Raw genomic sequence first — 25,130 nt, forward strand, 5'->3', positions numbered from 1 at the left:
CATTCCGCTAACGGGAATGGTCTTTCTTATTCTTATCCGAACCGGTGGATAAATGTTATGAAATCCTTTTTTCATGCAGCGTTTTTTTTCTGTCAGGAAGAAATCGCGGCAGATGCTTTATTCCCTCAGGCAAGGCGATGCCGACGATGATCAAGCACATCCCGAACCATTGCAGTGACGTAACCTGTTCATTCAAGAAGATGACGGAAACGACCATCGCTGAAGGAAGCTCTGCTGCACAAAGAATCGTTCCAAGCCCGACACCCACTTTCGGCAAACTGACAGCAAAGAAAAAGAAAGGAACTAAAACACCCAATGTGCCGAGCAGCAGACCGTAGTACCATAGGTTCGTTTGGACAAGATTCGTCACAAGTGTGACGGGGTTAGTCGTGAATACAGCAGTCAGCATGGCACCCGTTGCAATGAAAAACAACCGTTTCATTGAAGATTCCCCAACTGCGAATTGAGAGTTGCAGTACATATACAGTGCAAAGAGCAACGCAGACAATAATCCGAATAATACGCCTTTCAGGCTTAGACCGGATAGTGACTGACCAAAGATCGCCCCCGCCAATAATGTACCGATGAAGAGAACGAAAATGGCAATGAGTTTATTTTTATCGGGGCGTCTTTTATTTAAGAAACTTTCTATAAGGACGCCTATCCAGGTAAATTGAAATAAAAAGACAACGGCAATCGAAGCGGGAAGCTCGGATACGGAAACGGCATATGCCTTTCCGACGAAAGTGGACATCATACCCGTGATTAATAGTAATCCGGCACTCTTCCATGAAACTTTATATTTAAACGAAAAAAGAAATAACACGGAGACAATCAGCCAACCGACGAGGTATTGACTGCCGACCAGTTCTCCGGAAGAATGGCCATCCATGAATCCAAATTTGATCATCGTGGATAATGTGCCATATGAGATCGAACCGATTAAGACCATTATGGAATACTTCAAAAGTTGCATGTTTTTCCCCCCTGAAAAAATAAAAATCGCCACCTGCCAAAAAGGCAAGTGACGAACGAAAAAAGGAAATCCTTTTAAAATTCCGTCTCTCAACAAAAGTTGAGTTTAAAAAAATGTTTGTGTTGCATTACCTTAGCTTAAAGTCTTTGTGAATAGTTGTCAACCAGAAAAATAAGTTAAATCAGCAGTCGATCTTTAAGCTAAAGGCGGCGGCGGAGGTCGGAAATGTTCCTTTCATGCATAGTAATTGAAAACCCAAAAAGAGGCGAATAGCCGAATGGGGGGATGTGTTTCAGTCACGATTTTCCTGAAAGTCTTCCAAAGTACCACGATATTCCGCGTCTTTCATTTTGCGAAGATTAGGCTTTTTTTCTGCAGTTGGCTCATCATTTGGCTTTTGATTGTGAAGCTTGGAAAGAGCCAAACGATAATCCTGATCTTTCATTTTCAATTCATCATTGTCTGTTGGGGAGATGATTTCGGTAACGGAATCATCTGCCGAAGAGATAGAGGACTCTTCCAATGAGTTCTCTTCCTCGACACCCGGCGGCTTATCTTCAGGTGATAAGGCTTTGATATTGAATGTGATCAAGCCCGTGACCGCTATTATGGCAACGATGATAATTAGAATTATGCCCATTGAATCAAGCCTCCTAGAGCTCGTTTATGAATGAACGTGTGACATGGGCTACCCGTTTTCCTAATGCTTCTCCAAGCTGCAAGTCATTTTTGGTGATGTTGTCATCCACACCGGGCGGACAGCTTATCCCTACTCCATAGTAGGAACCGTATAAGGCGTTTTCCGGAACAGTGCCGGGTAAGCCCACAATGATCATGCCTTGATGAAGCATGGGGGTGATTAAGTTCAGCATGGTAGCCTCGAGTCCGCCGTGTATGGTGGCCGTCGTACAGAATACTGCCCCCACTTTATTGATCAGCGCACCCTCCGCCCATAGATAACCAAGTTTATCAATCCATGTTTTCAAACTCGAACTGATGGTGCCGAAATGACCGGGACAGCCCCAAATGATTGCATCCATTTCCTGAAGCTTATAAACATCCGCCTCGTTAACATGGTCAATGAGAACCTCAGCCCCAGGAACCGAAGCGGCTCCTTGAGCTATTGATTCGGCAAGTGCTTTCGTATGGTTGCCTTCACTGTCGTAAACAACATAGATCTTCATTTTTATTCCCCCATTTAGTTAAACCGATTTTTTTACTGGTGAAGGAAGCAAAGGTACATCCAAATGTTCCTGTTTAGCTTTTTTCATTGCTTTGTCCTTCCGAACGTCACGCAAAAACAGTGAGAGAACGATACCGGCAATTGCGAAGCCTGTTGCCCAAAAGAATGCATCATTGATTCCCATTACATTTGCTTGACCCTGGATTTGGGAAGAAATCAGCGACATGGCAGTTTCCTGTGCCTGTTCACTAGTTTGATTCATCGAACTCATGATGGATTGGACGATTGTTTGGTAATTCTGAACAAAACCGGGATCACTCGTACTCATTTCCGTTCCTAAAGCAGTTCCATGGAATGAAGCACGGGTAGTATAAATGGTCGTCACGAAGCTCGTACCAATGGCTCCGGTAACTTGTTTCAGCGTATTGCTCATTGCCGTACCATGGGTATTCAAATGCTTAGGAAGCTGGTTCATCCCAGCTGTCATGATCGGCATCATCAGTAAAGACATTCCTAGTGCACGGATGGCATAGATGATGACCAAAGTCGAATAGGACGTTTCGGTAGTCAAATTAGCAAATTCGAAGGTTGTGACTGCAGTGATCGCTAAACCAAAAAGTGCTAATGGACGAGGACCGATTTTGTCAAATAATGCTCCTGAAATGGGCGACATCACCATCATCACAAGTGCTCCGGGTAACATCAATAGACCGGATTGAACTGGTGTGAAGCCTCTTAAGGTCTGCAAATATATTGGCAATAAGAATATCCCGGTAAACATGGCCACTGTGACGATGGCGGAAATGATATTCGATAATACGAACATGTCATACTTGAATACACGGAAGTCGAGCATAGGTGTTTCCGATTTTAGCTGTTGAACCACAAATAGGGTCAATAGGGTCAGCCCGATGATGATCGTTCCCAGAACGAGTGAATCCGTCCAGCCTTTGGAACCTGCTTCACTGACACCGTATAGTAATGATGCAACACCTAGCAAGGATAAAGAGGCGCCCAATAAATCCAATTTGATTTTCTTTGGTTCTGCTACATTATGCATGCTTAAAAGGGCAAGTATTATTACGATAATGCCTAATGGCACCATTGCGTAGAACATCACCCGCCAGCTATATTCCTGAATGACCCAACCTGATAAAGTAGGGCCGATGGCAGGGGCAAACATAATGGCAAGTCCGAATATCCCCATTCCTTTCCCGCGCATTTCCGGAGGGAAAATGAAAAGGATAATCGTCATGACCAATGGCTGGAGAATCCCGCCGCCAGCCGCCTGGATCAGCCGGCCTGTAAGGATGACGGGGAAATTAGGTGCAATCCCGCAGATGAATGTCCCGACAGTGAATAGAAACATGGCAGCAAGGAATAAAACCCGCGTGCCAAACCGTTCTATTAAGAAAGCGGACAGTGGGATCAAGGCACCGTTCACGAGCATGAATCCAGTTGATAACCATTGAATCGTAGTCGCAGCTACATTGAATTCTGCCATCATCCTCGGCATGGCGACACTAAGCAGAGTTTGATTCAAAATGACCATGAACAAACCTAGCATTAAGATAATTAACATGGGGGCAAACTGTTTCATTCCCTTGTTTTCATTTACTGAGATGGTTTGAGAAGCCATTTATTGAAAAGCCTCCTTTCTGTATAACTGTGTAGCCGGTTTATTTAGTTGAAATTTTCACTTCTGCGTTCATTCCAGGCAGAACTTTATCGGATGGTGCTTTAATGGAGATTTTAACTGGTACTTTTTGAGTGACTTTCGTATAGTTCCCGCTGCTGTTTTGATTGCCCATCACTGAAAAGACAGACGTTGTGGCATAACCGATCTGTTCCAATGTACCTTCGAAAACAGTATCGGGATCTCCATCGATGATAATATCGACGCTGTCACCTTTTTCGATATCCTTCAATTTATTTTCCTCAATATTAGCCGTTATGGATAGGTCATCCATATTGATGGTCTGAGCAAGCGTTTGACCCGCTTGAACAAGCTGCTCATCATGCACTTGTGTTTTAACGATTGTACCTTGTGCTGCGGTTTTTACTGCTTCTTTTCCATCTAAGGTGGTTACAGTGGCAATTTGGTCATTCTTACTTACACTGTCTCCTTCGTGTAAGTCCCAATCCGCTAATTTACCGGCAGCGGGGGCAACGATGGTATATAGCTCTCCCGACACTTTCGCTTCATCCGTTTTAATGAAATTCGTGCTTTCATAATAGTAATAAGCCCCACCGGCTAATACCGCTACTATAATAACCAAACCAATGACATTGATTAAAACTAAACGTCCTCTATTCACTTGTTTCGCCTCCAAAAATATATTGATGATGTATTCCCTTTGATTAACTTTCATTAGCCAGAAATGATATCGCCTCCTATTCTTAAGTTTATTTATTAATTTTAATAAATATTAATTTTTGTAAGTATTAATATTATAAGTAAAGAGTTTACCAGTTTAATTATTTTTTGTCATGTAAAATATTCTGAATAATAATGGGAAATAAATACAGTTAAATAGTGAAAATTTGAATTTTTTTTAGTTTTAAGGATATATGGAAAGTAAATTTGACAATGGAATGGCATTTAATTAAATTTAAGAGGTAGGATTGTCCTATATAAGGAGTGAGAAGGCTGGAATTCAAATGGGAAGTAACTAATAGTATAGAAATGCAGATTTTTCGGATTAGGAAGAAGCTTAGGGCCATCGTAGCAAAAAATCTTCAGCCTTATGGATTAACGTCGCCTCAGTTTTTCATATTATTGATTTTGAAAAAAGAGGGGTCAATCAAATCGACCAAGCTGGCTGACTTCTTAACAGTAAAGCCAAGTGCGATTACCGTATTTGTAGATAAGCTGGTCGAAATGGATTATGTGAAACGGCAGCCCTCTGAAAAGGATCGCAGGGTCATCAATCTTGAATTGAAAGAGGCGGGGGAAGCTATTTTGGGGAGAGTCCTTGCGGATCATAACCAATTGATGGGCAAGAACTTCAACTCATTCTCAGAAGATGAGCTGCAGGATCTTTTGCATAAATTGGATACGATTGAAAAGGCTGCTGATAAGAACCTTTTGGATAATTGAATGAGGGGCCTGCTCGAAATAGAGACGAAAAAAGACGGTTCCCGGGAACCGTCTTTTTTTTAATCTTCTACATACTGGACAGATAATTCGTTATCTTCCTTATGGAAGGACTGGAAGCTGACGATCAGCTTTTCAAGATGTTCCAATTGTTCGTCATATTCTATGACTGCAGAAATCAATGGTACAAGGCGGGCAGAGAGATGGCCCAGATTATCATGCATTTCGTCCACTTGATTTTGCTGTTCGAAAAAGTGGGCGAGCAGCTCTTTACGACTTAGGCAATCCTGGTCCCAATCTTCAATTTCGTCGATGGACTTGATTTTTTCGATATGCAGTAATATCAACTGTTCATGCTTGCGGATCAAGGAATCAAGCTGCTGTAAGATGCTCCGTTGGAAATCTTCAGGCATTTGATATACTTCATTCTCGAATTTATGGACTCTCTTCAAGGTTTCAAATGCTTTTTTTGTCGTTATGATCATCTGCCGATAAACGACAAGCTTTCTTGCTTTAGCCACACTGTTCTTCTTGAAATATTCCCGTTCCTCTTTGTACATGGAATAGATCTGTTCCAGATCGAGTAACTCCGCCTTCAATCGGCTGATGTCTTTTTTCAATAAAGTGTGTTCTGTAGCGTGCCTTGTGCTGATTCTGATCCATTTCAAGATGTCTTCCGTTACATCTGTAATGCGTGCATAAAGCTTTGCTTCGTACTTTGGAGGAATGAAAACCAGATTCACGATGAACGAAGAAATGATACCAAGCAAAACGGATGAGAGACGAATAAAGGCAAAATTCAGGAATTCCCCGTCATGGCTTTCCATGATGGCAATGGCCGTCACGATGGAAAGGACAATCGTTTTATCCATTTTCAGTTTTAAATTGATGGTTATGACAACCATTACGGCAAGACCGATTATAAAAATATCATTTCCGAACAACAAAACGAAGGAGACAGCAACCAATGCTCCGATGATATTTCCTTGAATTTGCTCCAACACCGTTTGATATGAACGGTAAATGGTCGGCTGTATTGCAAAAATTGCAGCAATCCCAGAAAGGACAGGAGCAGGAAGATTAAGCAGTTCCGATAGATAAAGCGCTAAAACAATTGCTATTCCTGTTTTGAGAATGCGGGCACCAAACTTCATATATGGGTTAATCCTTTCTTTGTGTTGTAATGGAACGTGGTACGAAAAGACTCTATTTATATATAGGCTTTTGCCTAAAGTTGTATTCTAACTTATTTGTTAGTACTTTACACTAAAATAAGAAGATGTAAACAAAAAGTAATATACAGGATTTTCCTAAGGGTTACAATAGCTAAAATCAAGTTTAATATATAAAGAAACGATAGGCAATTTCTTGAGCCTTTCAACTGTGTTTTCCATCATTTAAAGACTATATGACTGGAAAAGGCTGATGCTCGAATTGAAGAGCACCAGCCTTTTTTATATACTTTTGGCATCACTCCGTGGATACGGCAGGATCCGCCTGTTCTTTAACTGGAACGACCTGAAGGAAGTGCTCCCCAGGATTTTGAAGCAGTGTCTCTAAAAAGGCCGCTTCTTCGGGTTGACCATGGTCCTTCAAGAGGGCCGTGTATTTGCCCAGAAGTTCGGCCACATCCTGCAGGCCTTTTTCGGAAAGGGGCTCAATGGAAATCTTTGCCCCTTTCGCAACCCGCTTTTTAATGACCTCTTTGGTTAATCCGGATTCGGGCTGTTGCCGTAAATAAACGACACCGCCTGTCATCCCTGCGCAAATCCATGGACCGGGATCACCCAGAACTAAACCTCTTCCATTTGTCATGTATTCAAAAGCGAATCCCTTAATATTGGAAGTTACCGCAATATTACCGTTTTCCTTTTCAGGAAGCGGTTGTTTTAATAATCCCCCAATGATCATATCCGCTCCGGAAAGCCGGATTCCCGCCCTGGCATCGGCATCGCCTTGGGCAATGAGGAGACCATGCTGTGCACCGTAACCAAAGCCCTTACCAACGGAGCCATTGTAGAACTTCCCATCTTTTCCTGGAGATTTAAAGATGGCAATATTACCGCCAATCGATGTTTTGCCAATGCCATCCTGGGCACCGCCATTCACGCTGATTGAAATTCCCTCCGTATTGTATGCCCCAAGTCCATTGCCCGGGATGGAACCATCCTGGTAGGATAGGTGAACGGGAGGAAGTTTTTTGTATGATCCATCCAATCTGCCCCTAACGCGGTGACAGGACACCCTGCTGCCGAGTACACGCTGCTCGGAAGTGATCGAGTTATAGCTGCGGGATTGCTGCAGATCATCTACATGCGAATCAAGATATTCAGCGCCAACGGCTACCTGCATGGAGCCTTCATTCAAATATGCCGCCGTTTCTTTATGGGAGAACGGTGTAATATCCAGGTTTTTTAATAAATAGGTTAAATCCAATGATTGTTGACCTTTAACTTGCTGGAGCAAATCGGAACGTCCGACGATTTCCTGAAGATTCTTCACCCCAAGTGATCCGGTCAAAGATTTGAGTTCTTTTGCAAATGCACTGAACATATTCGTTAATCCTTGAACGGCTAAATCGAATTTTCGTGGAACAAAACGGCGCAGCCCATGTTCTTTCGCCTGCGCTTCCGATTCAATTTGGGTGGCGATTCCCACATGGCAAGTATCAAGGTGACATCCGCGGCACGTTGTACAGCCGACGGCAATCATCGAAAGGGTACCAAAACCTACACGGTTTGCACCAAGGAGCATTACCTTTAATACATCCATCGAGCTTTTTAGCCCACCGTCAGCCCAAATTTCAACATTCTGTCGGATACCTGACTCAAGCAGCGCATTATGGGCCGCTTTCACACCAATTTCAACTGGTAGACCGACATGTGCGAGTGCATGGATCCTGGCAGCGCCCGTTCCGCCATCAAAACCGGAAAGCGTTATGATATCGGCCCCCGCTTTTGCGACGCCGACAGCAATCGTGCCGATGTTTGGAACGACTGGTACTTTGACAGCAACTTTCGCTTTGTCATTTGCCGTTTTTAGCTCATGGATCATTTGGGCCAAATCTTCAATTGAGTATATATCATGGTTATTGGAAGGGGAGATCAAATCGGAACCGATTGTTGCATTTCGGGCTTCCGCGATTTTCGCTGTGACCTTGGAACCGGGAAGGTGACCGCCTTCACCAGGTTTTGCCCCTTGCCCAATTTTAATTTCCAATAGATTTGAAGAGTTCAAGAGTTCTGCATTGACACCGAAACGGCCGGAAGCTATTTGCTGGCCGCGGGATTTCGGGTACTTGCCCAGCATATCCTTTATTTCCCCGCCTTCACCATTCATGCTGATCATGCCTAACCTCTCGGCAGCTTCCGCATAGGCACGGAAGGCAATCTCATTTTGTGATCCAAAGGACATGGATGCTATGACGAACGGCAATTCCTGTTCGCCGACCGAAAGACTGACTTCTTCAGAAGGGATGGAAGCATCCGAAGTTTTTAATGATGTCAAGTGGCGGATCGTCGTAGGATTGGATTCTTCCTGTTCGGTGATCTTCTCGCGATAAGCATCATAGTCCCCGGTTGAAGCAACTTCCCCGATAGACTTCCAAATCCTAGGGAACAGATGGAAGGTCTTACCCATCCGTTCTTTTTCATTGCCGTAATCTTCCGCCCGCTGAATGGCATCTGCCTTGATTTTATCAAAATTATAGTCCAGATCATTCGATCCGAAGAAGTTAGCCACGTTTAAATATTCCGCGATTTCCTCATGTAAACCGATGCTTGAGAAAAGTCTTCCATAGCCGCGCAGCTCATGAATGCCAATGGTGGAGATGACTTTCTCAAGCCCTTTCGTCAAGGAGTTATATAGATTGGTAACCCCCTTGATGTCATCTGAAGATAAGGAAAGGAACATATAATAGGGGCTGATTAAGTTGGCCCCTAGACCATAAGAAACGATGATATCATGCAGTGACCTTAGCGATGCTGAACGTAAAAGGATGGAACAATCACGGCGCTTGCCTGTGCGGACCAATGCTTGGTCGACGGCTGATGTGACAAGGTGGGGATCAAGCCAAAGGTTGCCGTTTTGATGGGCAAGGGCATCATCCAGAACAAGCAGCGTTTTTCCTTCATCCACTGCCTTGACACTTTCATCCGTTATCCTGGTCAAGGCATCTTTGATGTTTTCATCCTCTTTGAACGTGTTTGAAATGAAGTGCACGAGTTTTTGATCTTGGTTATATTTAATGAACTGATCATAGCTTGGCTGCGATACGATTGACGAGCACTCATAACCCGTTGACCCTTCAATCAATAAAGGAGTCAGCAGCTCCGTGACATTTCCTGCCTTATTCGCTTCGAAAAGGGAAGGACGTTTTCCGATGATGGTTCTTGTTGAGAAGTGCTCGGTTTCTCGGTCACGGTCGATCGCTGGGTTAGTTACAACGGCCACACTTTCCTTGATGAAATCAGCGATGTTGGTCCTTTGGGGATTAAGTGCTGCCAGTGGCGCATCATGACCAAGTGAACGAATGGGCTCAGCGCCTTTTTCGGCCATCTGTTCCACTAATTGTACATGCTCCCTTTCCCACCCAAAGGCTTTATATTGACCATTATGAATGGCTTGCGTGTTTGTCATGGAGGTAACCTTTTCAAAAACTTGGGACTGTAAGCGGACCCGGTCATTGGAAAGGACGAAACGATCATTGAAGAGTTCAAATGCTTTATCCTGGTAATCCTTGTAAGTGTACAATTCAATACGGTCGCCGTTCCATTTCAAACCGATTTTTTCCCCAGGACCCATCGGTTTCGGATCTCCGGTATATTCACTGGAAGGGATGATTCCCGGTTCGGAAGTGAACATATAGGATGATTCCGTTTCTATATTCCATAGCGGACGCAAGCCTAAAGAGTCGACAGAGAACACGGCTTCATCGCCGAAACGGGAGATGATGCCTGCCGGACCTTGTGCAAAATGACCCCATGCTTCCCTTAAATACGTATATAAGTCTTGTAAATGCTCTGGATACTCCTTGATTTCGTTGATGATTGGCGGGAACATAAGATCGACAGCTTCAAATAAAGAGTAGCCATGACGGCAGATGAAAGTCTCGATCGTCTTGTTTAAATCCTGTGAGTCGCTTCCATCTTTAGCGATGGGAACTCCGATCATTTTCGCTTCATCACGCAATTTGGCGATGGTATTGATTTCGCCATTATGACCAAGTACACTGAAAGGCTGGACCCGGAAGAAGCTTGAGAGGGTATTAGTTGAAAAACGATTATGTCCCAGTGTCATGGTGGAGGCAGCCAAAGGGTCAGCAAGATCAAGATAATAGGCAGGGAGCGTATCCCCCGCGCCCATCACTTTGTATACCGCATGATGCTGGCTTAAAGATGCAACATGGATGAAATCACTTTTTTCGATGTCGGAAGTCAGCTCAAAAAGAACATTTGAAAGCTCCTGGTCATTATTGATGGTGGAGGTACAGGCAAATTGCCAGAACACTGGGTCTTCTTGAATGGCAATCGGTCCCAATGCCTCGGAACGGTAGGCTTTATCCGTTTCGAATATCAATGTGAGACCATGCTGGAGCAGTTTCTCCTTGACTTCGATTTTTAAGTCGTTAGCTTCTGTTTTTTTGCTTAAAAATAAGTGGGCGACTATGAAGGAATCTTGATCGACGATGCTTGAGTCGACATTTACCGCTTCAAGCTTCTTTTTCCAAAGAGCCCGGGGAATATCGATATGGATGCCGGCGCCATCGCCCTCACCATTGATGAAGCCGCAGCGATGGTTCATTTTAACCAGGGCGTCGATACAGGCAAAGATGTTTTCGTTAGTAGGGATTTTCTTTTTTTCGATGCAGGAAACGATACCGCAGGCATCATGTTCTTCCTTGTGAAATTCCTTGAATGTAGCAGGTGTCCATTGTTGGGCCATAAATGTGGCATGAATAAGGTTACCCTTATTCTCTGCCTTTCACCTCCTGTAGCATGTGTTTAGTGGGGGAAATATTAGTAAACCCGAACAATAGTCCAAGTTTTGATAGATTGAAAGAAAGTGTATAAATGTATCCATATCATATCATTTAAATATTCAGAAATCAATTTTTTATACAATGGGATGGATGCTGTGATTGATGGGATTTAGGTGGAAAGTGGCCTAAAATGCCAATATTAAAGATTTATTACAGGGAAATAAGAAACCCCCAAGATTGATGTGCATCCTGAGGGTGTATAAAAAATGAATAATTATGCTGATTTAATTTATTATATTAGGTTTTTGAATGCATGTTCAACCGCCTTTAGAGTATAAGCGATATCGTCATACGTGTGAGCAATTGTCAAGAACCAGGCTTCGTATTTTGACGGTGCCAAATTGATTCCCTGGTTGAGCATGAGTTTGAAGAACTTAGCGAACATTTCGCCATCCGTATTTTCCGCCTGCTCATAGTTTTCAATTTTTTCTGTCGTGAAATAGATCGTCAGCGCTCCTTTAAGGCGGTTGATGGTGATTGGTACATTATAATGGCGAGCCGCTTTCAGAATGCCTTCTTCAAGGATTTTCCCCAAACGGTCAAGCTCGTCATACAGCCCGTCTTCTTTAAGTACTTCTAAGCAAGCGATCCCGGAAAGCATGGAAGCTGGATTTCCTGCCATTGTACCTGCTTGATAGGCTGGTCCCAGCGGGGCGACAGAATCCATGATCTCTTTTTTACCGCCATAGGCTCCAATAGGAAGCCCGCCCCCGATGATTTTTCCGAGCGCGGTCAAATCGGGTTGAATTCCCAAGTAGTCCTGTGCCCCTCCATACATGAAGCGGAATGCTGTGATGACCTCGTCGAAAATGACGAGTGATCCGGCTTCGTGAGATAATGAAATGACTTCTTCCAAGAAGCCAGGGCTTGGTTCCACGATTCCGAAGTTGCCGACGATCGGTTCAACCAGAACGCCAGCAATTTCATTGCCCCATTTATCCAGTGCTTCTTTAAATAACTTGACATCATTGAAAGGTACCGTGATGACTTCTTGTGCGATGCTTTTTGGAACGCCGGCAGAGTCCGGTGTACCTAAAGTGGACGGTCCGGAACCTGCAGCGACGAGAACAAGGTCGGAGTGTCCGTGGTAACAGCCTGCAAACTTGATGATCTTATCCCGTCCTGTGTAAGCGCGGGCAACGCGGATGGTGGACATGACGGACTCGGTTCCTGAATTGGTGAAGCGGACTTTATCCATGGATGGTATGGCTTCTTTCAACATTTTGGCAAACTTGACTTCATGTTTTGTCGGTGTGCCGTATAAAACGCCCGTTTCTGCAGCTTTAACGATAGCCTCCGTAATATGTGGATGCGCATGACCTGTGATGATCGGGCCATATGCAGCTAAATAATCGATATATTTATTGCCGTCAACATCCCAGAAATAAGCACCCTTGGCATGATCCATCGCAACCGGTGAACCGCCTCCTACAGCTTTGTAAGAACGGGATGGACTGTTAACCCCGCCAACGATATGTTCCAATGCCTCTTTATGTAAAAGCTCCGAATTACTAAAATCCAATCTTAAAACCTCCTAAAAAATATAAACATATTTCCTCTTAATCATAGCACTTTTCCGTCCGTAAATCTGGGGTCGAAGGCTAGGAAATGTGATTCGTCCCCTCATGGAAGCACTGCACCCCTAGAACATCAGGATTCAGGGCCTTCATTTTGTTTGCGAAAGGGGGGCGGATCCCAAAAATCCGGTTATGAAAGTAAGGATGGCCAAGATGGTTTCTGGGTTTTCGATGTCGAATGATTGACGGTTCATTTCGCCCTGGGCTTGGTAATAGATTAGTTGGCCGGTCCCTTTCTCTTCATTAATGCAAAGATGGAAACTGATGGGGGTGCTTTCAATCGACCCGCTGGAATCCCTTTGGATGACCTGGCATAATAATTCCCCGTATTCATCTTCATAAAGGAAGTCATATCGAAGGTCGAAAACGACCTTTTCAATTTGTGATAGTAATAATTTTTTGATATTCATAGCATACTCGTCTCCTTTATATATGTGTCTGATACAACGATCTTTTCGCCCTGAAAATGGTATTGGGTATCCAAGCATTTTTATTGTCTTAAAAGGGTAGGTTGGATAAACTAATTCATTAGGACAAGAGATTACGGAGGATGTAACAGGATGAGTGATGCAATTCAAGTGAAACAGCTTCGGAAGGAATTTAAGTCGGCATCAAGCCGTACAGGGCTAAAGGGGGCCTTCCGGGATTTACTTACCAGAAATTATAAAGTCGTCCCTGCCGTCAATGATATCAATTTTACTGTAAAAAAGGGTGAGATGGTAGCTTATATCGGGGAAAATGGTGCAGGGAAATCGACCACGATCAAAATGCTGACAGGTATTTTGGAACCGACAGCAGGTGAAATCACGGTCAATGGAATGAATCCACATAAAGAAAGGGAAAAGTTCACTCAAACAATCGGAGTCGTATTCGGTCAGCGCTCACAGCTTTGGTGGGATATTGCAGTTCAAGAATCCTTTAGGCTGCTAAAAAAGGTCTATAAGGTAACGGATGAACAATATAACGATCATATGGAACATGTCATCAAGACTCTCGATATCGGACCTTTGCTGGACAAGCCAGTGCGTAAACTCTCACTTGGTCAGCGAATGCGCTGCGAGCTTGCGGCAGCATTGATCCACAATCCGCCTTTGCTGTTCTTGGATGAGCCGACGATTGGACTTGATGTACTCGTGAAAATGAAGATTCGTGAGTTCCTGAAAGAAATAAATGAGAAATATAATACGACGATCCTTTTGACTACCCATGATTTAGGTGACATTGAAGCATTATGTGAGCGCGTAATCATGCTTGATGAAGGACAGATCATTTATGATGGGGAATTACAGAGTTTGAAAGATAACTGGGCTGAGGAAAAACAGATCCATTTTCAATTCATCGAGCCAATCGCATTGAAGGAATTGCAATCATTGGCGCTCCCATTTACTGTTAACTGGGTTTATGATGAGAAAGATCAAACATACATTGCCTTGTTGAAAGAAGAAAATGATCATATTTCACAACTTGTCTCGGCTGTTGTATCTCATTTTAAAATAAAGGACATCAAAATCCATGAAACGTCCATTGAAGAGATTGTTCGCAACATTTACGAAGAAGGCACTGTCTGACTCTCTTATCATTAAGAAACAACGTGTCTATCAAGAAGGGGGAGGGCCATGGGAAAGTATCTTGCAATGATCCGCATGCGTTTTTTGATGATGCTTGCGTATCGAACGGATTATTATACCGGCATTTTAATTTATAGCATCAATATCGGTGCCTATTATTTCTTATGGAATGCGATATATGGAGAGAAAAGCTCCATCGAAGGACTATCAAGTATGCAGATGACAACCTATGTCGCGGTTGCATGGATGGCGCGCGCTTTTTATTTCAATAATATTGACCGTGAAATCGCCACTGAAATTAAAGACGGCAAGGTCGCCATTGAAATGATCCGGCCGTATAACTATTTAGGGATGAAAACGATGCAAGGACTTGGGGAAGGGATATTCCGTTTCTTCTTCTTCTCGATTCCAGGAATGCTGCTGGTAGCTTTCATTTTTCCTATCGAATTGCCGCACGAGCCGGCTACATGGGGGATGTTCGGCATTTCCTTGCTGTTCAGTTTCATCATCAATACACAAATTAACTTATTGACGGGAATCACTACCTTTTTCTTATATAATAATGCCGGATTGATCCGGGCTAAAAGGGTTATCATTGATTTATTTTCCGGTCTGCTGCTGCCCATCAGTTTCTATCCGGTATGGGCGCAGGAAGTGATGAAATATCTACCCTTTCAAGGGATCAGCTATGTACCAAGCATGATTTTTACGAACGGGTACAGTTCAGGCGAAATTGCCATGGCGCTTTTACAACAGTTAATTTGGTGCATCATTCTCATAATACCGATTCAGCTTTTATGGATAGTCGCAAAAAAACAGCTGATTATTCAAGGAGGTTGACGGGATGTTTTATGTATCGATGTTTTTTCAATATGTGAGTCAATATATGAAAACCAGGTTGCAATATAGAGCCGATTTCTTCATGGAAATCCTATCTGACCTGCTGAATCAGGTCGTGAATCTGGTATTTATCTTAGTCGTTTTTGGGCATACCCAATTTTTAAGCGGCTGGAGCCGTGAAGAAATCATATTCATTTATGGATTCTTCCTTATCCCGTTTGCCCTTTTTTCTGCCTTTTTCAACATCTGGGATTTTAATGACCGCTATATCGTCAAAGGTGAAATGGATCGGATATTAACAAGACCGATACATAGCCTCTTTCAAGTCATTTTAGAAAGAATCGAGCTAGAAGCGTTATTTGGTGTTGTGACCGGTTTGATCATTATATTCTATTCGGGGATTTCATTGGATCTTCAGCTTGCGTGGTATGACCCGATTCTTTTCATCATTTTTGCAATAGGAGGGGCCCTTGCTTATGCAGCCATATTCGTTGCGATAGCTAGTATCGGGTTCTGGTCGGATGCGAAAACATCCATCATGCCAATGATGTACAATATCGGGAACTACGGGCGCTATCCAGTTGATATTTATAATAAGGTCATCCGTTTTGTCCTTACGTGGGTGCTGCCGTTCGCGTTTGTTGGTGTCTATCCGGCATCTTATTTCCTAAGAAAAGAAGAGTGGTATGCATATGCATTTGCCACACCTGTAATCGGGGTTGCCTTTTTCGTGATATCCGTTTTCATATGGAATCAGGGAGTGAAGAGGTACCGCGGGGCAGGGAACTAAAAAAACCCCTTCAACAGCATTCATGTTGAAGGGGTTTTTGTTTAGTTCCTTTTTTTCTTTCTTTCAATATATCTTGCTTGTGCTTCAATATATTGCTGCTTTTCCTCTTCCGTTTCCGGAATGACCTGAGGTACTTTTGTCGGCTTACCGTCTTCATCAATGGCCAGCATCGTTAAAAAAGCGCGTGCCGTAAGCTGTTTTTCACCTGTTAATAGGTTCTCACGCTCCACTTTCACGAATACCTCCATTGATGTGCGATGAGCACAGGTGACATAAGCTTCAAGGTTGATCGCATCCCCTGTCTTGATGGGGGCCAAAAAATCAAAAGAGTCGCTTGAAGCAGTCACAACGGGTTTTCGACAATGGCGCATAGCCGAAATGCAGGCTATTTTATCAACATAGGCCATTACTTTTCCGCCAAAGATAGTATTGTGATGATTTGTATCCGGTGGAAAAACAAGGTCGGTTAAAAAAGTCCGTGACTGCTGTGTTGGATGGGCAACATTCTTTTCCATCATTGGCCTGTTGGTTTGGCCATAAGGTTTTCACGGACGATTTTTGCTGCTTCGACCATGTTTTTCAGGGAAGCGACGGTTTCCGGGATACCCCTTGTTTTCAGGCCGCAGTCGGGATTGATCCAAAACTGGTCTTTATCCAATACCTTGATGCCCCGTTCAATCATATCGACCATTTCTGCCACTGCCGGCACACGCGGGCTGTGAATATCATACACACCCAGGCCAATGCCTTTTTCATATGTTTTTTCCTCGAATGCGGAAGCAAGCTCCCCATGACTACGAGATGTTTCGATGGAAATTACATCGGCATCGAGGGAGGAGATGACATCCATGAAACTGTTGAAGTCGCAATAGCACATATGCGTATGGATTTGGGTTGTTTCCTCCACGCTTGATGTGGATATCAAGAATGAATTTACAGCCCAGTTCAAATACTCGTCGCGATCGCTTTTTTTCAATGGCAGACCTTCTCTAAGTGCAGGCTCATCAACCTGAATCATTTTAATTCCAGCAGATTCCAATGCAATGACTTCCTTTTCCAAAGCGAGCGCCAGCTGATAACAAACATTCTCCCTGGAAATATCATCACGGACAAATGACCAATTCAAAATCGTAACAGGACCTGTAAGCATTCCTTTTACCGTCTTCTTCGTCAGTGATTGTGCGTAAACACTTTCCCTGACTGTCATCGGTTCGATGAAATGGATGTCGCCATAGATGACTGGTGGTTTTACGCAGCGGGATCCATAGGATTGGACCCAACCCTTTTCCAGAAAGATGAATCCGCCCAACTTATGGCCGAAGTATTCAACCATATCCGTCCGTTCGAATTCCCCGTGAACGAGAACATCCAAACCGATTTCTTCTTGGATTTCAATCCATTTGCCGATTTCTTCGTTAACGAATGCTTCATATTGCTGAGCGGTCCAATCTCCTTTTTTGAATTTCCCGCGTGCTTGTTTAACTTCAAGTGTCTGCGGAAAGCTACCGATTGTAGTCGAAGGAAGGAAAGGCAATTTGAAAAATTCCTGTTGTTTTTGGTAACGCTCTTTAAATGGAATTTGACGGCCGGCGGTCCTGGTTTTAATCTTTTCGACTTTCGATCGTACAGCCCCATGATTCCGAGCATTTGAACTTGCTAACGTTTGAACCGTAGTTTTATTGGCATTGACTTTTTCGGCGATTGCTTCAGAGCCTTGATTATTCCCTTTGACCAAGAGTGTGATTTCCTCAAGTTTCTCGTCAGCGAAAGCAAGGGCCTGTTTCACTTCTTTTGAAAGGGCGGATTCATTACGAACGGTCACTGGGACATGAAGCAGGGAACAAGAGGGCTGAAGCCAGATTTGGTCTTCGGCTACCTTTTTCTTAAGAGTCTCGATCAATTGAATTTTTTTCGATAAATCAGATAGCCAAATGTTTTTTCCGTCAATCACACCTGCAGCAAGCACTTTGTCCTTCGGGAAGCCGAATGCTTCAAGATTACTTAGATTCCTCCCTTTATCATGTACAAAATCAAGACCGATTCCTTGGACTTTTAATTCGATGACTTCTTGGTAGTGTTCCACGGCATCAAAGTATGTTTGTAGCATGATGTTCAGGTTCGGTGCTGCTTCATTCAGCTTTTCATAGAGATAAGTAACAGTTTGCATATCATCCTTGGAAATGGATGAACCAAGAGCAGGTTCATCCATTTGTACCCATTTCACTCCTTCTTGCTCCAACTCCCGCAGGATTTGCGTGTATAGGGGAAGCAAGCTCAGGATGATGCCAGGGATCTCTTGTTTATTGAAGCCTTTGGAAAGGGAGATGAAGGTATAAGGCCCGATCAATACGGGCTTCGTTTCAATTCCTAGTTTTTCCTTGGCTTCCCGGTATGCTTCAAGTGGTTTATTTTCTGTTAAAGTCAGCTGTGGCAGTTTTAATTCAGGGACAATATAGTGATAGTTCGTATTGAACCATTTCGTCATTTCGGAAGCGACTTCATCATTGTTTCCGCGAGCCATTGAATAATATACGGAAAGAGGAACTCTACCGCCTTCATAGGCTGAATAACGTTCAGGAACAAGACCGAACATGACGGACATGTCGAGCATTTGATCATAGAAAGTGAAATCGTTGACAGGAATGATATCAATGCCCCGTTGCTTCTGTTTTTGTAAGTTGCCTAAACGGATTGCTTTTAGTTGTGTCGTAAATTCCGCTTCATCGATTTTACCTGACCAGTAAGCTTCCAATGTACGTTTCCATTCACGATCTTCCCCGATTCGAGGGTAACCCAAACTACTGCTTTTCAAAATTCCCATCCTCCCAATTCATATTATTGAACAATAAAAAAAGCATCCCTAACCGTCAAAAGAGAAAGTTAGAAATGCTTAAAATAAGAGGCATTCAGAATGCCCCTTACAATTATAAGGTCCCTAACACCTCCCTATCTCCCGTAGGTTAAAACAGTGTTGTTGAAATAGGCAGGTCTCCTGACTTAGGGATTATCATTAGCGGCGGGCCTTCCCGATCCGTTGATCAGTGGCATATTGGATGGCGCTAACACTCCCATTACAGTGGCGGGACCGTGCCGGAATTACACCGGACTTCCCTTTTAATCCTAATTAATAATTAGGAACCTATTTCCACATATGAAATTTTACAAAACCTGCCTTTATAAACTGTTTGCAGGTCGAAGATTTTTAAAATAAAAACTATTATAAAAATTTAGGCAATCTTAACATATCCGACCAAAAGGGTCAACATGAGATTCGGGAAAAGAATCCGTTTTTTGAGTGTGTGGGTGATGAGGATAAGGTCTGTTCCTAAAAAAGAATATATTGTTTGGACAGGGAGTATGTATAGAGGGAGTGGCGTATTGAAATGGGGCGTTGGGGATGACTTTCTACATCTTGATTGCAGGAATCATTTTTTGCATGGTGATGAGCATTCGTACGTTATTTCTTGTTGAGTCGGGAGGAAAGAAGTTTTCTCTGGAGGATATGCTGTGGCTTGGCAATTTATATGCGACGATATTGGTTGGATTCGCATTGATTTATTTATTATACGAGCTTCAGAATCATTCGGTGATTCTTGATATGGGCAATAGGCTGGATGGCACTTTCTATGAACAGTTGAAGACTTCCTTTTACTTTAGTGCGATGACGATGTTTTCTGTAGGGTATGGAGATATAGCCCCGATTGGCATAGGCAGGATGATAGCTACCATTCAGGCTTTCATCGGGTATACACTGCCGGCAGCGTTCGTGATTCGGACAGTTATCGATCTGGAACAGAATGATAGGAGGAATAAATGAAAGTTGTGTTTCTTTCGATTATTGGGTACTCTTACCATAATGAAAGAAATGGAGGGTTCAATATGACTGTTAAAATTGGAGAAAAAGCACCTGATTTCAAACTCCCTGCAAACAATGGTGAAATGGTTTCCCTATCGGATTTTAAGGGGAAAAACATTGTTTTATATTTTTATCCAAAAGACATGACGCCAGGTTGCACGACGGAGGCCTGTGATTTCCGGGACCATAATGAGCAATTCGAGGAATTGGACGCGGTCATCATTGGTATCAGCCCAGATCCAGCGGCACGTCATGAAAAGTTCATCGAAAAGCATGGATTGCCTTTTCTGCTGCTGGCTGACGAAAATCATGAAGCGGCTGAATCATTTGATGTTTGGCAATTGAAAAAGAACTTTGGCAAGGAGTATATGGGCATTGAACGTTCAACTTTCCTGATAGATAAGGCTGGTAAGGTAGTCAAAGAATGGCGTAAAGTAAAAGTCAAAGGCCACGTCGAAGAAGCTCTTGAAACTCTTCGCGACCTCGAAAAATAAGGGACAGGCAGATGAAGGATGAGCGAATAACGAAGCTTGCAGCCAGGCTGATTCATCATTCGATACAAATACAGCCAAAAGAGAGAATCCTCATACGGGGGCATATCAACACGAAACCATTATTGAAAGAGCTGATTGATGAAATATACAGAGTGGGTGCTTATCCATATGTAGAACTCGAAGACGATGAGATAAGCCGCCACCTGTTACAAGGGAATGTGAAGGAACAACTTGACACATCTTCGCAATGGGCTCTGAAGAAATATACAGATATCGATGCAGTCATCATCATCACAGGGGAAGAAAACGAAGTGGAAATGACTGATGTTCCCATCGAGAGGCACCGTCTTCAGGGGGAGGCCATGAATTCCCCCACTCTTTTCTATGTAAACAACCGACGTTGGGTCTTACTTAATTATCCCACCAACGCATCAGCGCAAAAAGCCGGCATGCCCTTCAACACGTACCAAGACTTTCTGTTGAACGTCTGCACCATGGATTACGGGAAAATGGAGGCGGCCTTGAAACCGTTAAAACAATTGATGGAACGGACTGACAAAGTCAGGATCGTTTCACCAGGAACAGATTTGACCTTTTCCATTAAAGGTATGCCGGCCATCATATGTGCCGGAAAAAAGAATTTACCGGATGGGGAAGTGTTTACGGCACCCATAAAAGATAGTCTCAATGGAAGGATATCCTTCAACACACCCACAACCTATGAAGGAATCACCTTTAGTGACATAGAATTAAACTTTGAAAAGGGAAAAATCATTAAAGCAACTTCCAATCGTGACTCAGAAATGAACCAAATTCTGAATATTGATGAAGGATCCCGGTTTATAGGGGAGTTCGCAATTGGAATCAATCCATATATATTGGAACCTATGGACGATATATTGTTCGATGAGAAAATAAGCGGGAGTCTGCACTTGGCTATTGGGCTCTCCTATGAAGAAGCGGATAATGGAAATCGTTCATCGATACATTGGGATATGGTCTTGATCCAGCGTCCGGAATATGGGGGCGGTGACATCTATTTTGACGACGTCCCGATTAGAAGGGATGGCGATTTCATTTTGCCGGAATTACATGCATTAAACCCAAATTGTTTAAAATAAAGCCTTTTTTAATAAGGGTAAGGCTTTTGTCCAACTCAAAAAGGGGACACCTGAATATGCTTTATTAAGGGAATACCTCCTCAGAGAAAGTTGCGCGGGACACATAGAGCCCGTGTTTTTTTTATGTTAATTAAAAGGGAGAGATAAACATGTTAATACTTTCGACTGTCATTCCGAATGAAGGCATCCAAACGAAGATGATGGAAGCTTTTCCAGATTTGAACTTCATTTATCAAAAAGGATGGACGGATGGGCCGCTTCGTGAAGCGGAAATCCTAATTACATATGGTGAAGACTTAACAGAAGAAATCATTGGGAAAGCGGCGAACTTGAAATGGATCATGGTCATGAGTGCAGGGATGGAATTAATGCCATTTAAAGCCATTGAGGAACGTGGCATTCTGGTGACAAACGCAAGAGGCATTCATAAAATCCCGATGGCCGAGTATACGATAGGGATGCTTTTGCAATATGAAAAGAAATTGAAAATGCTTATCAAGAATGAAAAGGAAGAATTGTGGGATAGAAAGATTGAAGTAGGGGAATTGAATGGCAAGACTATGCTCGTTATTGGTGCCGGTGCAATTGGAGGGGAGGTGGCTCGTCTTGGGAAAGCCTTTGGGATGACGACGATGGGAGTGAACAGGAGCGGGAAGCCAGTGGAATCCATCGATCACCTTTATACTCTGGATAATTTATTGGAACCCATACCGGGAGCCGATTATATCGTATCCGTCCTGCCAAGTACGGATGAAACGAAGGGCCTTCTGGCAAAAGAGCACTTTAAAGCAATGAAAGAATCTGCAGTTTTCGTGAATATTGGCCGCGGAGACCTGATTAACGATGAAGTGTTGATCGAAGCCCTGGATGCCGGTGAGTTATCTCATGCCATCTTGGATGTATTTGACCCGGAGCCTTTGGGGAAAGGGCATCCGTTTTGGAGGATGGAGAATGTCACAGTCACACCGCATCTATCAAGTAAAAGCGGAGAATATCTACCAAGAACCTTTGCCATTTTCGAAAAAAACATGCGTGAATACCTGAAAGCTGGAAATGACTTCACCAACGTAATCGACTTATCTAGGGGATACTAAACTCAAAGCAGTAATGGTATAGATTCATTGTGTTCATGAATTCATGAATAAACTAAAAAAGAATGGTTAAGCCATTGAATTATTGACAAATTCAACGCATAAAAGGTACACTATTTATAAATATTATAATTTAAGAATTCATACTTAATGAGAAAAAGAGGTGGATGACGGTGTCTGAAGTTCAGTTAAAAGAAGCATTGGATTCCTTAAAAGATACCGGTGTAAGAATAACTCCTCAACGCCATGCGATACTTGAGTATTTGATAAACTCCATGTCCCACCCCACCGCTGATGATATATATAAAGCGCTGGAAGGCAAGTTTCCGAATATGAGCGTGGCAACGGTTTATAACAATCTGCGTGTGTTCCGTGAGGTAGGTTTGGTAAAAGAACTTACGTATGGTGATTCTTCAGCAAGGTTTGATTTTGTGACGACGAATCATTATCATGTAATTTGCCAAACTTGCGGGAAAATTGTGGATTTCGATTATCCTGCATTGGATGAAGTCGAGCATTTCGCTGCACAAGTCACCGGTTTCAATGTTAGTCACCATCGGATGGAGATCTACGGCGACTGTACGGATTGTGCGAAAAAAGAATCGCATTAAAAAAAGTTCCTCCACTTGGTTGGAACTTTTTTTCATGTTATCAAGAAATGATACAATTGTTAAAGACTTCTTGAAAGGGAATTCAGCTAGCGGAATTTCTCTAGTCATGCAGGCTTTTTCTGTTATATTTTTCGTTGAATTCTTCGCCTTCCAACTTTTTGTCAAGTGTCAATGGTTCTTCACAATGCATGCAAATATCTACACGCCCTAGTATTTTTGTGGGTTTGCTGCAGTTAGGGCAGACAACCTGGATCGATTTTGTAGAAAGCATTCCAATCCAAAAATAAACCCCTGTGCTTGCGATGATGAATAAAAGGCCCAGCCCCATGAAAATCGTCATGACAACAGGATTCGTTTTGAAGAAAAGTCCAAGGTACATTACGATAAAGCCAATGAAAATCAAACTCAAAGCAAAAGTACGTATTTTATTGATTTTGCTAGAATATTTAGCCATGGATTGTCCCTCCTAAAATATAACTTTAACTATAACATAAACAATGGATGGAACAAAAAAGAAATAAAGGATACATATTACTTTTGGATTGAAATAGTTTGGGGTAAGGGAAATAAGCAGGAATTTGAAGAGTTTTGTCGAAAATCTAAAAAAAAAGGTTTTGGAGGAATTTATGATGGAAGATATCCTTCGCCCGATTTATCAAGAGCGAGCAAGTTTAAAATCTACACTTGGAATCTTGTTAATAGAAAAAAGAGATGATAATAGTGCAATCACAGATACATTTGACTACATCCTTTTTGTAATTGCAGACGAAGCCGAAGAGGCCGTGTTTTTAAAACATTACACTTATCAGGATAAAAAGGCAGCCTTGCATATCGTAAAGGAAGACCAGTTAAAAGAATGGCTTCTATTAGGCACGAACCGAAAAGTGATTGACTGGATATATAACGGGAAGGTCCTTTTTGACCGGAATGAATATTTGGACCGTTTGAAAACCGAAATCCGTGAGTTCCCCTTCTATGGAAGGAAGTTAAAGATGGGGATGGAATTTGCAAAGTTAATTCGCAGGTACATGGATGGGAAAAGCTTCTTTGAAAAAGGCCATCATCTTGAGGCATACAACCATATCGTTCATTCCCTGCATCACTTGGCCCGTTTGGAAATAATTGAACAAGGCTTTTATCCGGAGGTTACGGTCTGGAACCAAGTGAAGCATATGGAACCTGAAATCTTCAAGTTGTATAAAGAATTGATCAGCAGTGAGGAAACTCTAGAAAAAAGATTGGAGCTTCTATTCCTTGCGAGTGAGTTTCTTATTTATTCTCGGACGAATGCGGGTTCACAGCATTTGGTTGAAATAATGGGGATGAAAGAAGATCCGTGGACGATTGCGGAGCTAATGGAGCATCCGGAAGTGAAGTTTTATTCAGTGGACCTAGGTGTTTTATTGGAATATTTGATAGAGAAGAAGGTAATCGACGTCATCAAAGCGGAGACAAAAGGGCACGAGGTATATCATCGGTTTTATAGGGTATCAAAAAACTTTTAAAAAAATGCAATTTTATTGTTGACCATTAATAATATAGGTGTTATATTAATACATGTCGCTGCGGGACATCAGCTTTCGCAGCTTCATCAAAACGAAAACAACTTAAAAAAAAATAAAAAAACATGTTGACAATGAAGTTGAAAACATGATAAGATGTAAAAGTCGCTTACGAGGTAAACGACAACAAAAATTGCTCTTTGAAAACTGAACAAAACAAAGCGCCAACGTTAAATTTTAAGTGAGCACACACTATCAAAAAAGCAAATGAGCAAGTCAAACATTTCTTCGGAGAGTTTGATCCTGGCTCAGGACGAACGCTGGCGGCGTGCCTAATACATGCAAGTCGAGCGAATCGACGGGAGCTTGCTCCCTGAGATTAGC

Annotated in this window: 22 protein-coding genes, 1 rRNA gene and 1 riboswitch; of the genes, 11 read left to right on the forward strand and 12 right to left on the reverse strand. The window is 42.7% G+C overall.

Annotated elements, in window-relative coordinates; genetic code table 11:
- Positions 1-55: 55 nt before the first annotated feature.
- The 5 genes from N0M92_RS22480 to N0M92_RS22500 all read right to left on the reverse strand — a co-directional run bounded on the left by N0M92_RS22480 (position 56) and on the right by N0M92_RS22500 (position 4,477).
- Positions 56-976 (reverse strand): EamA family transporter, encoded by a 921-nt coding sequence (locus tag N0M92_RS22480; RefSeq protein WP_260287929.1) that lies wholly within the window; start codon positions 974-976, stop codon positions 56-58.
- Between the two features lie 292 nt (positions 977-1,268).
- On the reverse strand, positions 1,269-1,616 hold the full coding sequence (locus tag N0M92_RS22485; protein ID WP_260287931.1) for a hypothetical protein: 348 nt from the start codon (positions 1,614-1,616) through the stop codon (positions 1,269-1,271).
- A gap of 13 nt (positions 1,617-1,629) precedes the next feature.
- Positions 1,630-2,160, reverse strand: a complete 531-nt coding sequence (locus N0M92_RS22490; RefSeq protein ID WP_260287932.1) for an NAD(P)H-dependent oxidoreductase — start codon at positions 2,158-2,160, stop codon at positions 1,630-1,632.
- An 18-nt stretch (positions 2,161-2,178) separates the two neighbouring features.
- The gene (locus N0M92_RS22495; RefSeq protein WP_260287933.1) at positions 2,179-3,798 is read right to left on the reverse strand and encodes a DHA2 family efflux MFS transporter permease subunit; all 1,620 of its coding nucleotides are present in this window, start codon (positions 3,796-3,798) and stop codon (positions 2,179-2,181) included.
- Between the two features lie 40 nt (positions 3,799-3,838).
- On the reverse strand, positions 3,839-4,477 hold the full coding sequence (locus N0M92_RS22500; RefSeq protein WP_260287934.1) for an HlyD family efflux transporter periplasmic adaptor subunit: 639 nt from the start codon (positions 4,475-4,477) through the stop codon (positions 3,839-3,841).
- Positions 4,478-4,800: 323 nt separating this feature from the next.
- On the opposite strand from N0M92_RS22500, the gene N0M92_RS22505 reads away from it, so the two are divergent.
- Positions 4,801-5,259 (forward strand): MarR family winged helix-turn-helix transcriptional regulator, encoded by a 459-nt coding sequence (locus tag N0M92_RS22505; RefSeq protein ID WP_260287935.1) that lies wholly within the window; start codon positions 4,801-4,803, stop codon positions 5,257-5,259.
- A gap of 59 nt (positions 5,260-5,318) precedes the next feature.
- On the opposite strand, the gene N0M92_RS22510 is transcribed toward N0M92_RS22505, so the two are convergent.
- The 4 genes from N0M92_RS22510 to N0M92_RS22525 all read right to left on the reverse strand — a co-directional run bounded on the left by N0M92_RS22510 (position 5,319) and on the right by N0M92_RS22525 (position 13,283).
- Entirely contained in the window at positions 5,319-6,410 is a 1,092-nt protein-coding gene (locus tag N0M92_RS22510) for an FUSC family protein (RefSeq protein ID WP_260287936.1), read from the reverse strand.
- Between the two features lie 316 nt (positions 6,411-6,726).
- A complete protein-coding gene (locus tag N0M92_RS22515; RefSeq protein WP_260287937.1) occupies positions 6,727-11,199 on the reverse strand; it encodes a glutamate synthase-related protein in 4,473 nt (1,490 codons plus the stop codon).
- A gap of 329 nt (positions 11,200-11,528) precedes the next feature.
- Positions 11,529-12,818 (reverse strand): glutamate-1-semialdehyde 2,1-aminomutase, encoded by a 1,290-nt coding sequence (locus tag N0M92_RS22520; protein WP_260287939.1) that lies wholly within the window; start codon positions 12,816-12,818, stop codon positions 11,529-11,531.
- Positions 12,819-12,962: 144 nt separating this feature from the next.
- The gene (locus N0M92_RS22525; RefSeq protein WP_260287940.1) at positions 12,963-13,283 is read right to left on the reverse strand and encodes a hypothetical protein; all 321 of its coding nucleotides are present in this window, start codon (positions 13,281-13,283) and stop codon (positions 12,963-12,965) included.
- 150 nt (positions 13,284-13,433) lie between these two features.
- Here N0M92_RS22525 and N0M92_RS22530 point away from each other — a divergent pair, with 150 nt between their 5' ends.
- From N0M92_RS22530 to N0M92_RS22540, 3 genes are read left to right on the forward strand one after another with little or no spacing between them, the layout of a single operon-like run.
- Positions 13,434-14,441, forward strand: a complete 1,008-nt coding sequence (locus N0M92_RS22530) for an ABC transporter ATP-binding protein (protein WP_260287941.1) — start codon at positions 13,434-13,436, stop codon at positions 14,439-14,441.
- 48 nt (positions 14,442-14,489) lie between these two features.
- The gene (locus N0M92_RS22535; RefSeq protein WP_098370625.1) at positions 14,490-15,281 is read left to right on the forward strand and encodes an ABC transporter permease; all 792 of its coding nucleotides are present in this window, start codon (positions 14,490-14,492) and stop codon (positions 15,279-15,281) included.
- A 4-nt stretch (positions 15,282-15,285) separates the two neighbouring features.
- Positions 15,286-16,071 (forward strand): ABC transporter permease, encoded by a 786-nt coding sequence (locus tag N0M92_RS22540; protein ID WP_048678294.1) that lies wholly within the window; start codon positions 15,286-15,288, stop codon positions 16,069-16,071.
- Between the two features lie 41 nt (positions 16,072-16,112).
- On the opposite strand, the gene N0M92_RS22545 is transcribed toward N0M92_RS22540, so the two are convergent.
- A complete protein-coding gene (locus tag N0M92_RS22545) occupies positions 16,113-16,586 on the reverse strand; it encodes an acyl-CoA thioesterase (RefSeq protein ID WP_397443911.1) in 474 nt (157 codons plus the stop codon).
- On the reverse strand, positions 16,586-18,892 hold the full coding sequence (gene metE, locus N0M92_RS22550) for a 5-methyltetrahydropteroyltriglutamate--homocysteine S-methyltransferase (protein WP_260287944.1): 2,307 nt from the start codon (positions 18,890-18,892) through the stop codon (positions 16,586-16,588). Before metE ends, N0M92_RS22545 begins: the two co-directional genes overlap by 1 nt.
- Positions 18,893-19,036: 144 nt before the next feature.
- A riboswitch (cobalamin riboswitch) is annotated at positions 19,037-19,229 on the reverse strand.
- A gap of 239 nt (positions 19,230-19,468) precedes the next feature.
- On the opposite strand from metE, the gene N0M92_RS22555 reads away from it, so the two are divergent.
- The 5 genes from N0M92_RS22555 to perR all read left to right on the forward strand — a co-directional run bounded on the left by N0M92_RS22555 (position 19,469) and on the right by perR (position 23,244).
- The gene (locus N0M92_RS22555; RefSeq protein ID WP_260287945.1) at positions 19,469-19,888 is read left to right on the forward strand and encodes a potassium channel family protein; all 420 of its coding nucleotides are present in this window, start codon (positions 19,469-19,471) and stop codon (positions 19,886-19,888) included.
- A gap of 62 nt (positions 19,889-19,950) precedes the next feature.
- Positions 19,951-20,421, forward strand: a complete 471-nt coding sequence (gene bcp, locus N0M92_RS22560) for a thioredoxin-dependent thiol peroxidase (RefSeq protein ID WP_192207895.1) — start codon at positions 19,951-19,953, stop codon at positions 20,419-20,421.
- A gap of 11 nt (positions 20,422-20,432) precedes the next feature.
- Positions 20,433-21,542, forward strand: a complete 1,110-nt coding sequence (locus N0M92_RS22565; protein ID WP_260287946.1) for an aminopeptidase — start codon at positions 20,433-20,435, stop codon at positions 21,540-21,542.
- Between the two features lie 149 nt (positions 21,543-21,691).
- Positions 21,692-22,636, forward strand: coding sequence for a D-2-hydroxyacid dehydrogenase (locus N0M92_RS22570; protein ID WP_260287947.1), 945 nt, complete (start codon positions 21,692-21,694; stop codon positions 22,634-22,636).
- Positions 22,637-22,800: 164 nt separating this feature from the next.
- On the forward strand, positions 22,801-23,244 hold the full coding sequence (perR, locus tag N0M92_RS22575; protein WP_260287948.1) for a peroxide-responsive transcriptional repressor PerR: 444 nt from the start codon (positions 22,801-22,803) through the stop codon (positions 23,242-23,244).
- A 100-nt stretch (positions 23,245-23,344) separates the two neighbouring features.
- Here perR and N0M92_RS22580 read toward each other — a convergent pair whose 3' ends face one another.
- On the reverse strand, positions 23,345-23,698 hold the full coding sequence (locus N0M92_RS22580; RefSeq protein WP_076371179.1) for a YgzB family protein: 354 nt from the start codon (positions 23,696-23,698) through the stop codon (positions 23,345-23,347).
- A 175-nt stretch (positions 23,699-23,873) separates the two neighbouring features.
- Between N0M92_RS22580 and N0M92_RS22585 the strand changes: the two genes are divergently transcribed.
- Together N0M92_RS22585 and N0M92_RS22590 are read left to right on the forward strand one after the other, a co-directional pair.
- Positions 23,874-24,749 carry a nucleotidyltransferase-like protein gene (locus tag N0M92_RS22585; protein ID WP_260287952.1) on the forward strand — a complete coding sequence of 292 codons (876 nt, stop codon included), beginning with the start codon at positions 23,874-23,876 and terminating at the stop codon, positions 24,747-24,749.
- A 282-nt stretch (positions 24,750-25,031) separates the two neighbouring features.
- A 16S ribosomal RNA gene (locus tag N0M92_RS22590) occupies positions 25,032-25,130 on the forward strand; the annotation flags it as partial.

The organism is Peribacillus aracenensis, from assembly GCF_025175645.1.
Classification (GTDB): Bacteria; Bacillota; Bacilli; order Bacillales; family DSM-1321; genus Peribacillus; species Peribacillus aracenensis.

Excerpts from the sequence above, each read along its gene's own strand:
- bcp (WP_192207895.1), top strand. The coding sequence starts at position 19,951 with ATGACTGTTAAAATTGGAGAAAAAGCACCTGATTTCAAACTCCCTGCA.
- N0M92_RS22545 (WP_397443911.1), bottom strand. The coding sequence starts at position 16,586 with ATGGAAAAGAATGTTGCCCATCCAACACAGCAGTCACGGACTTTTTTA.
- N0M92_RS22485 (WP_260287931.1), bottom strand. The coding sequence starts at position 1,616 with ATGGGCATAATTCTAATTATCATCGTTGCCATAATAGCGGTCACGGGC.
- N0M92_RS22515 (WP_260287937.1), bottom strand. The coding sequence starts at position 11,199 with ATGGCCCAACAATGGACACCTGCTACATTCAAGGAATTTCACAAGGAA.
- N0M92_RS22585 (WP_260287952.1), top strand. The coding sequence starts at position 23,874 with ATGGAAGATATCCTTCGCCCGATTTATCAAGAGCGAGCAAGTTTAAAA.
- N0M92_RS22555 (WP_260287945.1), top strand. The coding sequence starts at position 19,469 with ATGACTTTCTACATCTTGATTGCAGGAATCATTTTTTGCATGGTGATG.
- N0M92_RS22490 (WP_260287932.1), bottom strand. The coding sequence starts at position 2,160 with ATGAAGATCTATGTTGTTTACGACAGTGAAGGCAACCATACGAAAGCA.
- N0M92_RS22525 (WP_260287940.1), bottom strand. The coding sequence starts at position 13,283 with ATGAATATCAAAAAATTATTACTATCACAAATTGAAAAGGTCGTTTTC.
- N0M92_RS22480 (WP_260287929.1), bottom strand. The coding sequence starts at position 976 with ATGCAACTTTTGAAGTATTCCATAATGGTCTTAATCGGTTCGATCTCA.
- N0M92_RS22570 (WP_260287947.1), top strand. The coding sequence starts at position 21,692 with ATGTTAATACTTTCGACTGTCATTCCGAATGAAGGCATCCAAACGAAG.
- N0M92_RS22495 (WP_260287933.1), bottom strand. The coding sequence starts at position 3,798 with ATGGCTTCTCAAACCATCTCAGTAAATGAAAACAAGGGAATGAAACAG.
- N0M92_RS22565 (WP_260287946.1), top strand. The coding sequence starts at position 20,433 with ATGAAGGATGAGCGAATAACGAAGCTTGCAGCCAGGCTGATTCATCAT.
- N0M92_RS22530 (WP_260287941.1), top strand. The coding sequence starts at position 13,434 with ATGAGTGATGCAATTCAAGTGAAACAGCTTCGGAAGGAATTTAAGTCG.
- N0M92_RS22535 (WP_098370625.1), top strand. The coding sequence starts at position 14,490 with ATGGGAAAGTATCTTGCAATGATCCGCATGCGTTTTTTGATGATGCTT.
- perR (WP_260287948.1), top strand. The coding sequence starts at position 22,801 with ATGACGGTGTCTGAAGTTCAGTTAAAAGAAGCATTGGATTCCTTAAAA.
- N0M92_RS22540 (WP_048678294.1), top strand. The coding sequence starts at position 15,286 with ATGTTTTATGTATCGATGTTTTTTCAATATGTGAGTCAATATATGAAA.
- metE (WP_260287944.1), bottom strand. The coding sequence starts at position 18,892 with ATGGGAATTTTGAAAAGCAGTAGTTTGGGTTACCCTCGAATCGGGGAA.
- N0M92_RS22510 (WP_260287936.1), bottom strand. The coding sequence starts at position 6,410 with ATGAAGTTTGGTGCCCGCATTCTCAAAACAGGAATAGCAATTGTTTTA.
- N0M92_RS22580 (WP_076371179.1), bottom strand. The coding sequence starts at position 23,698 with ATGGCTAAATATTCTAGCAAAATCAATAAAATACGTACTTTTGCTTTG.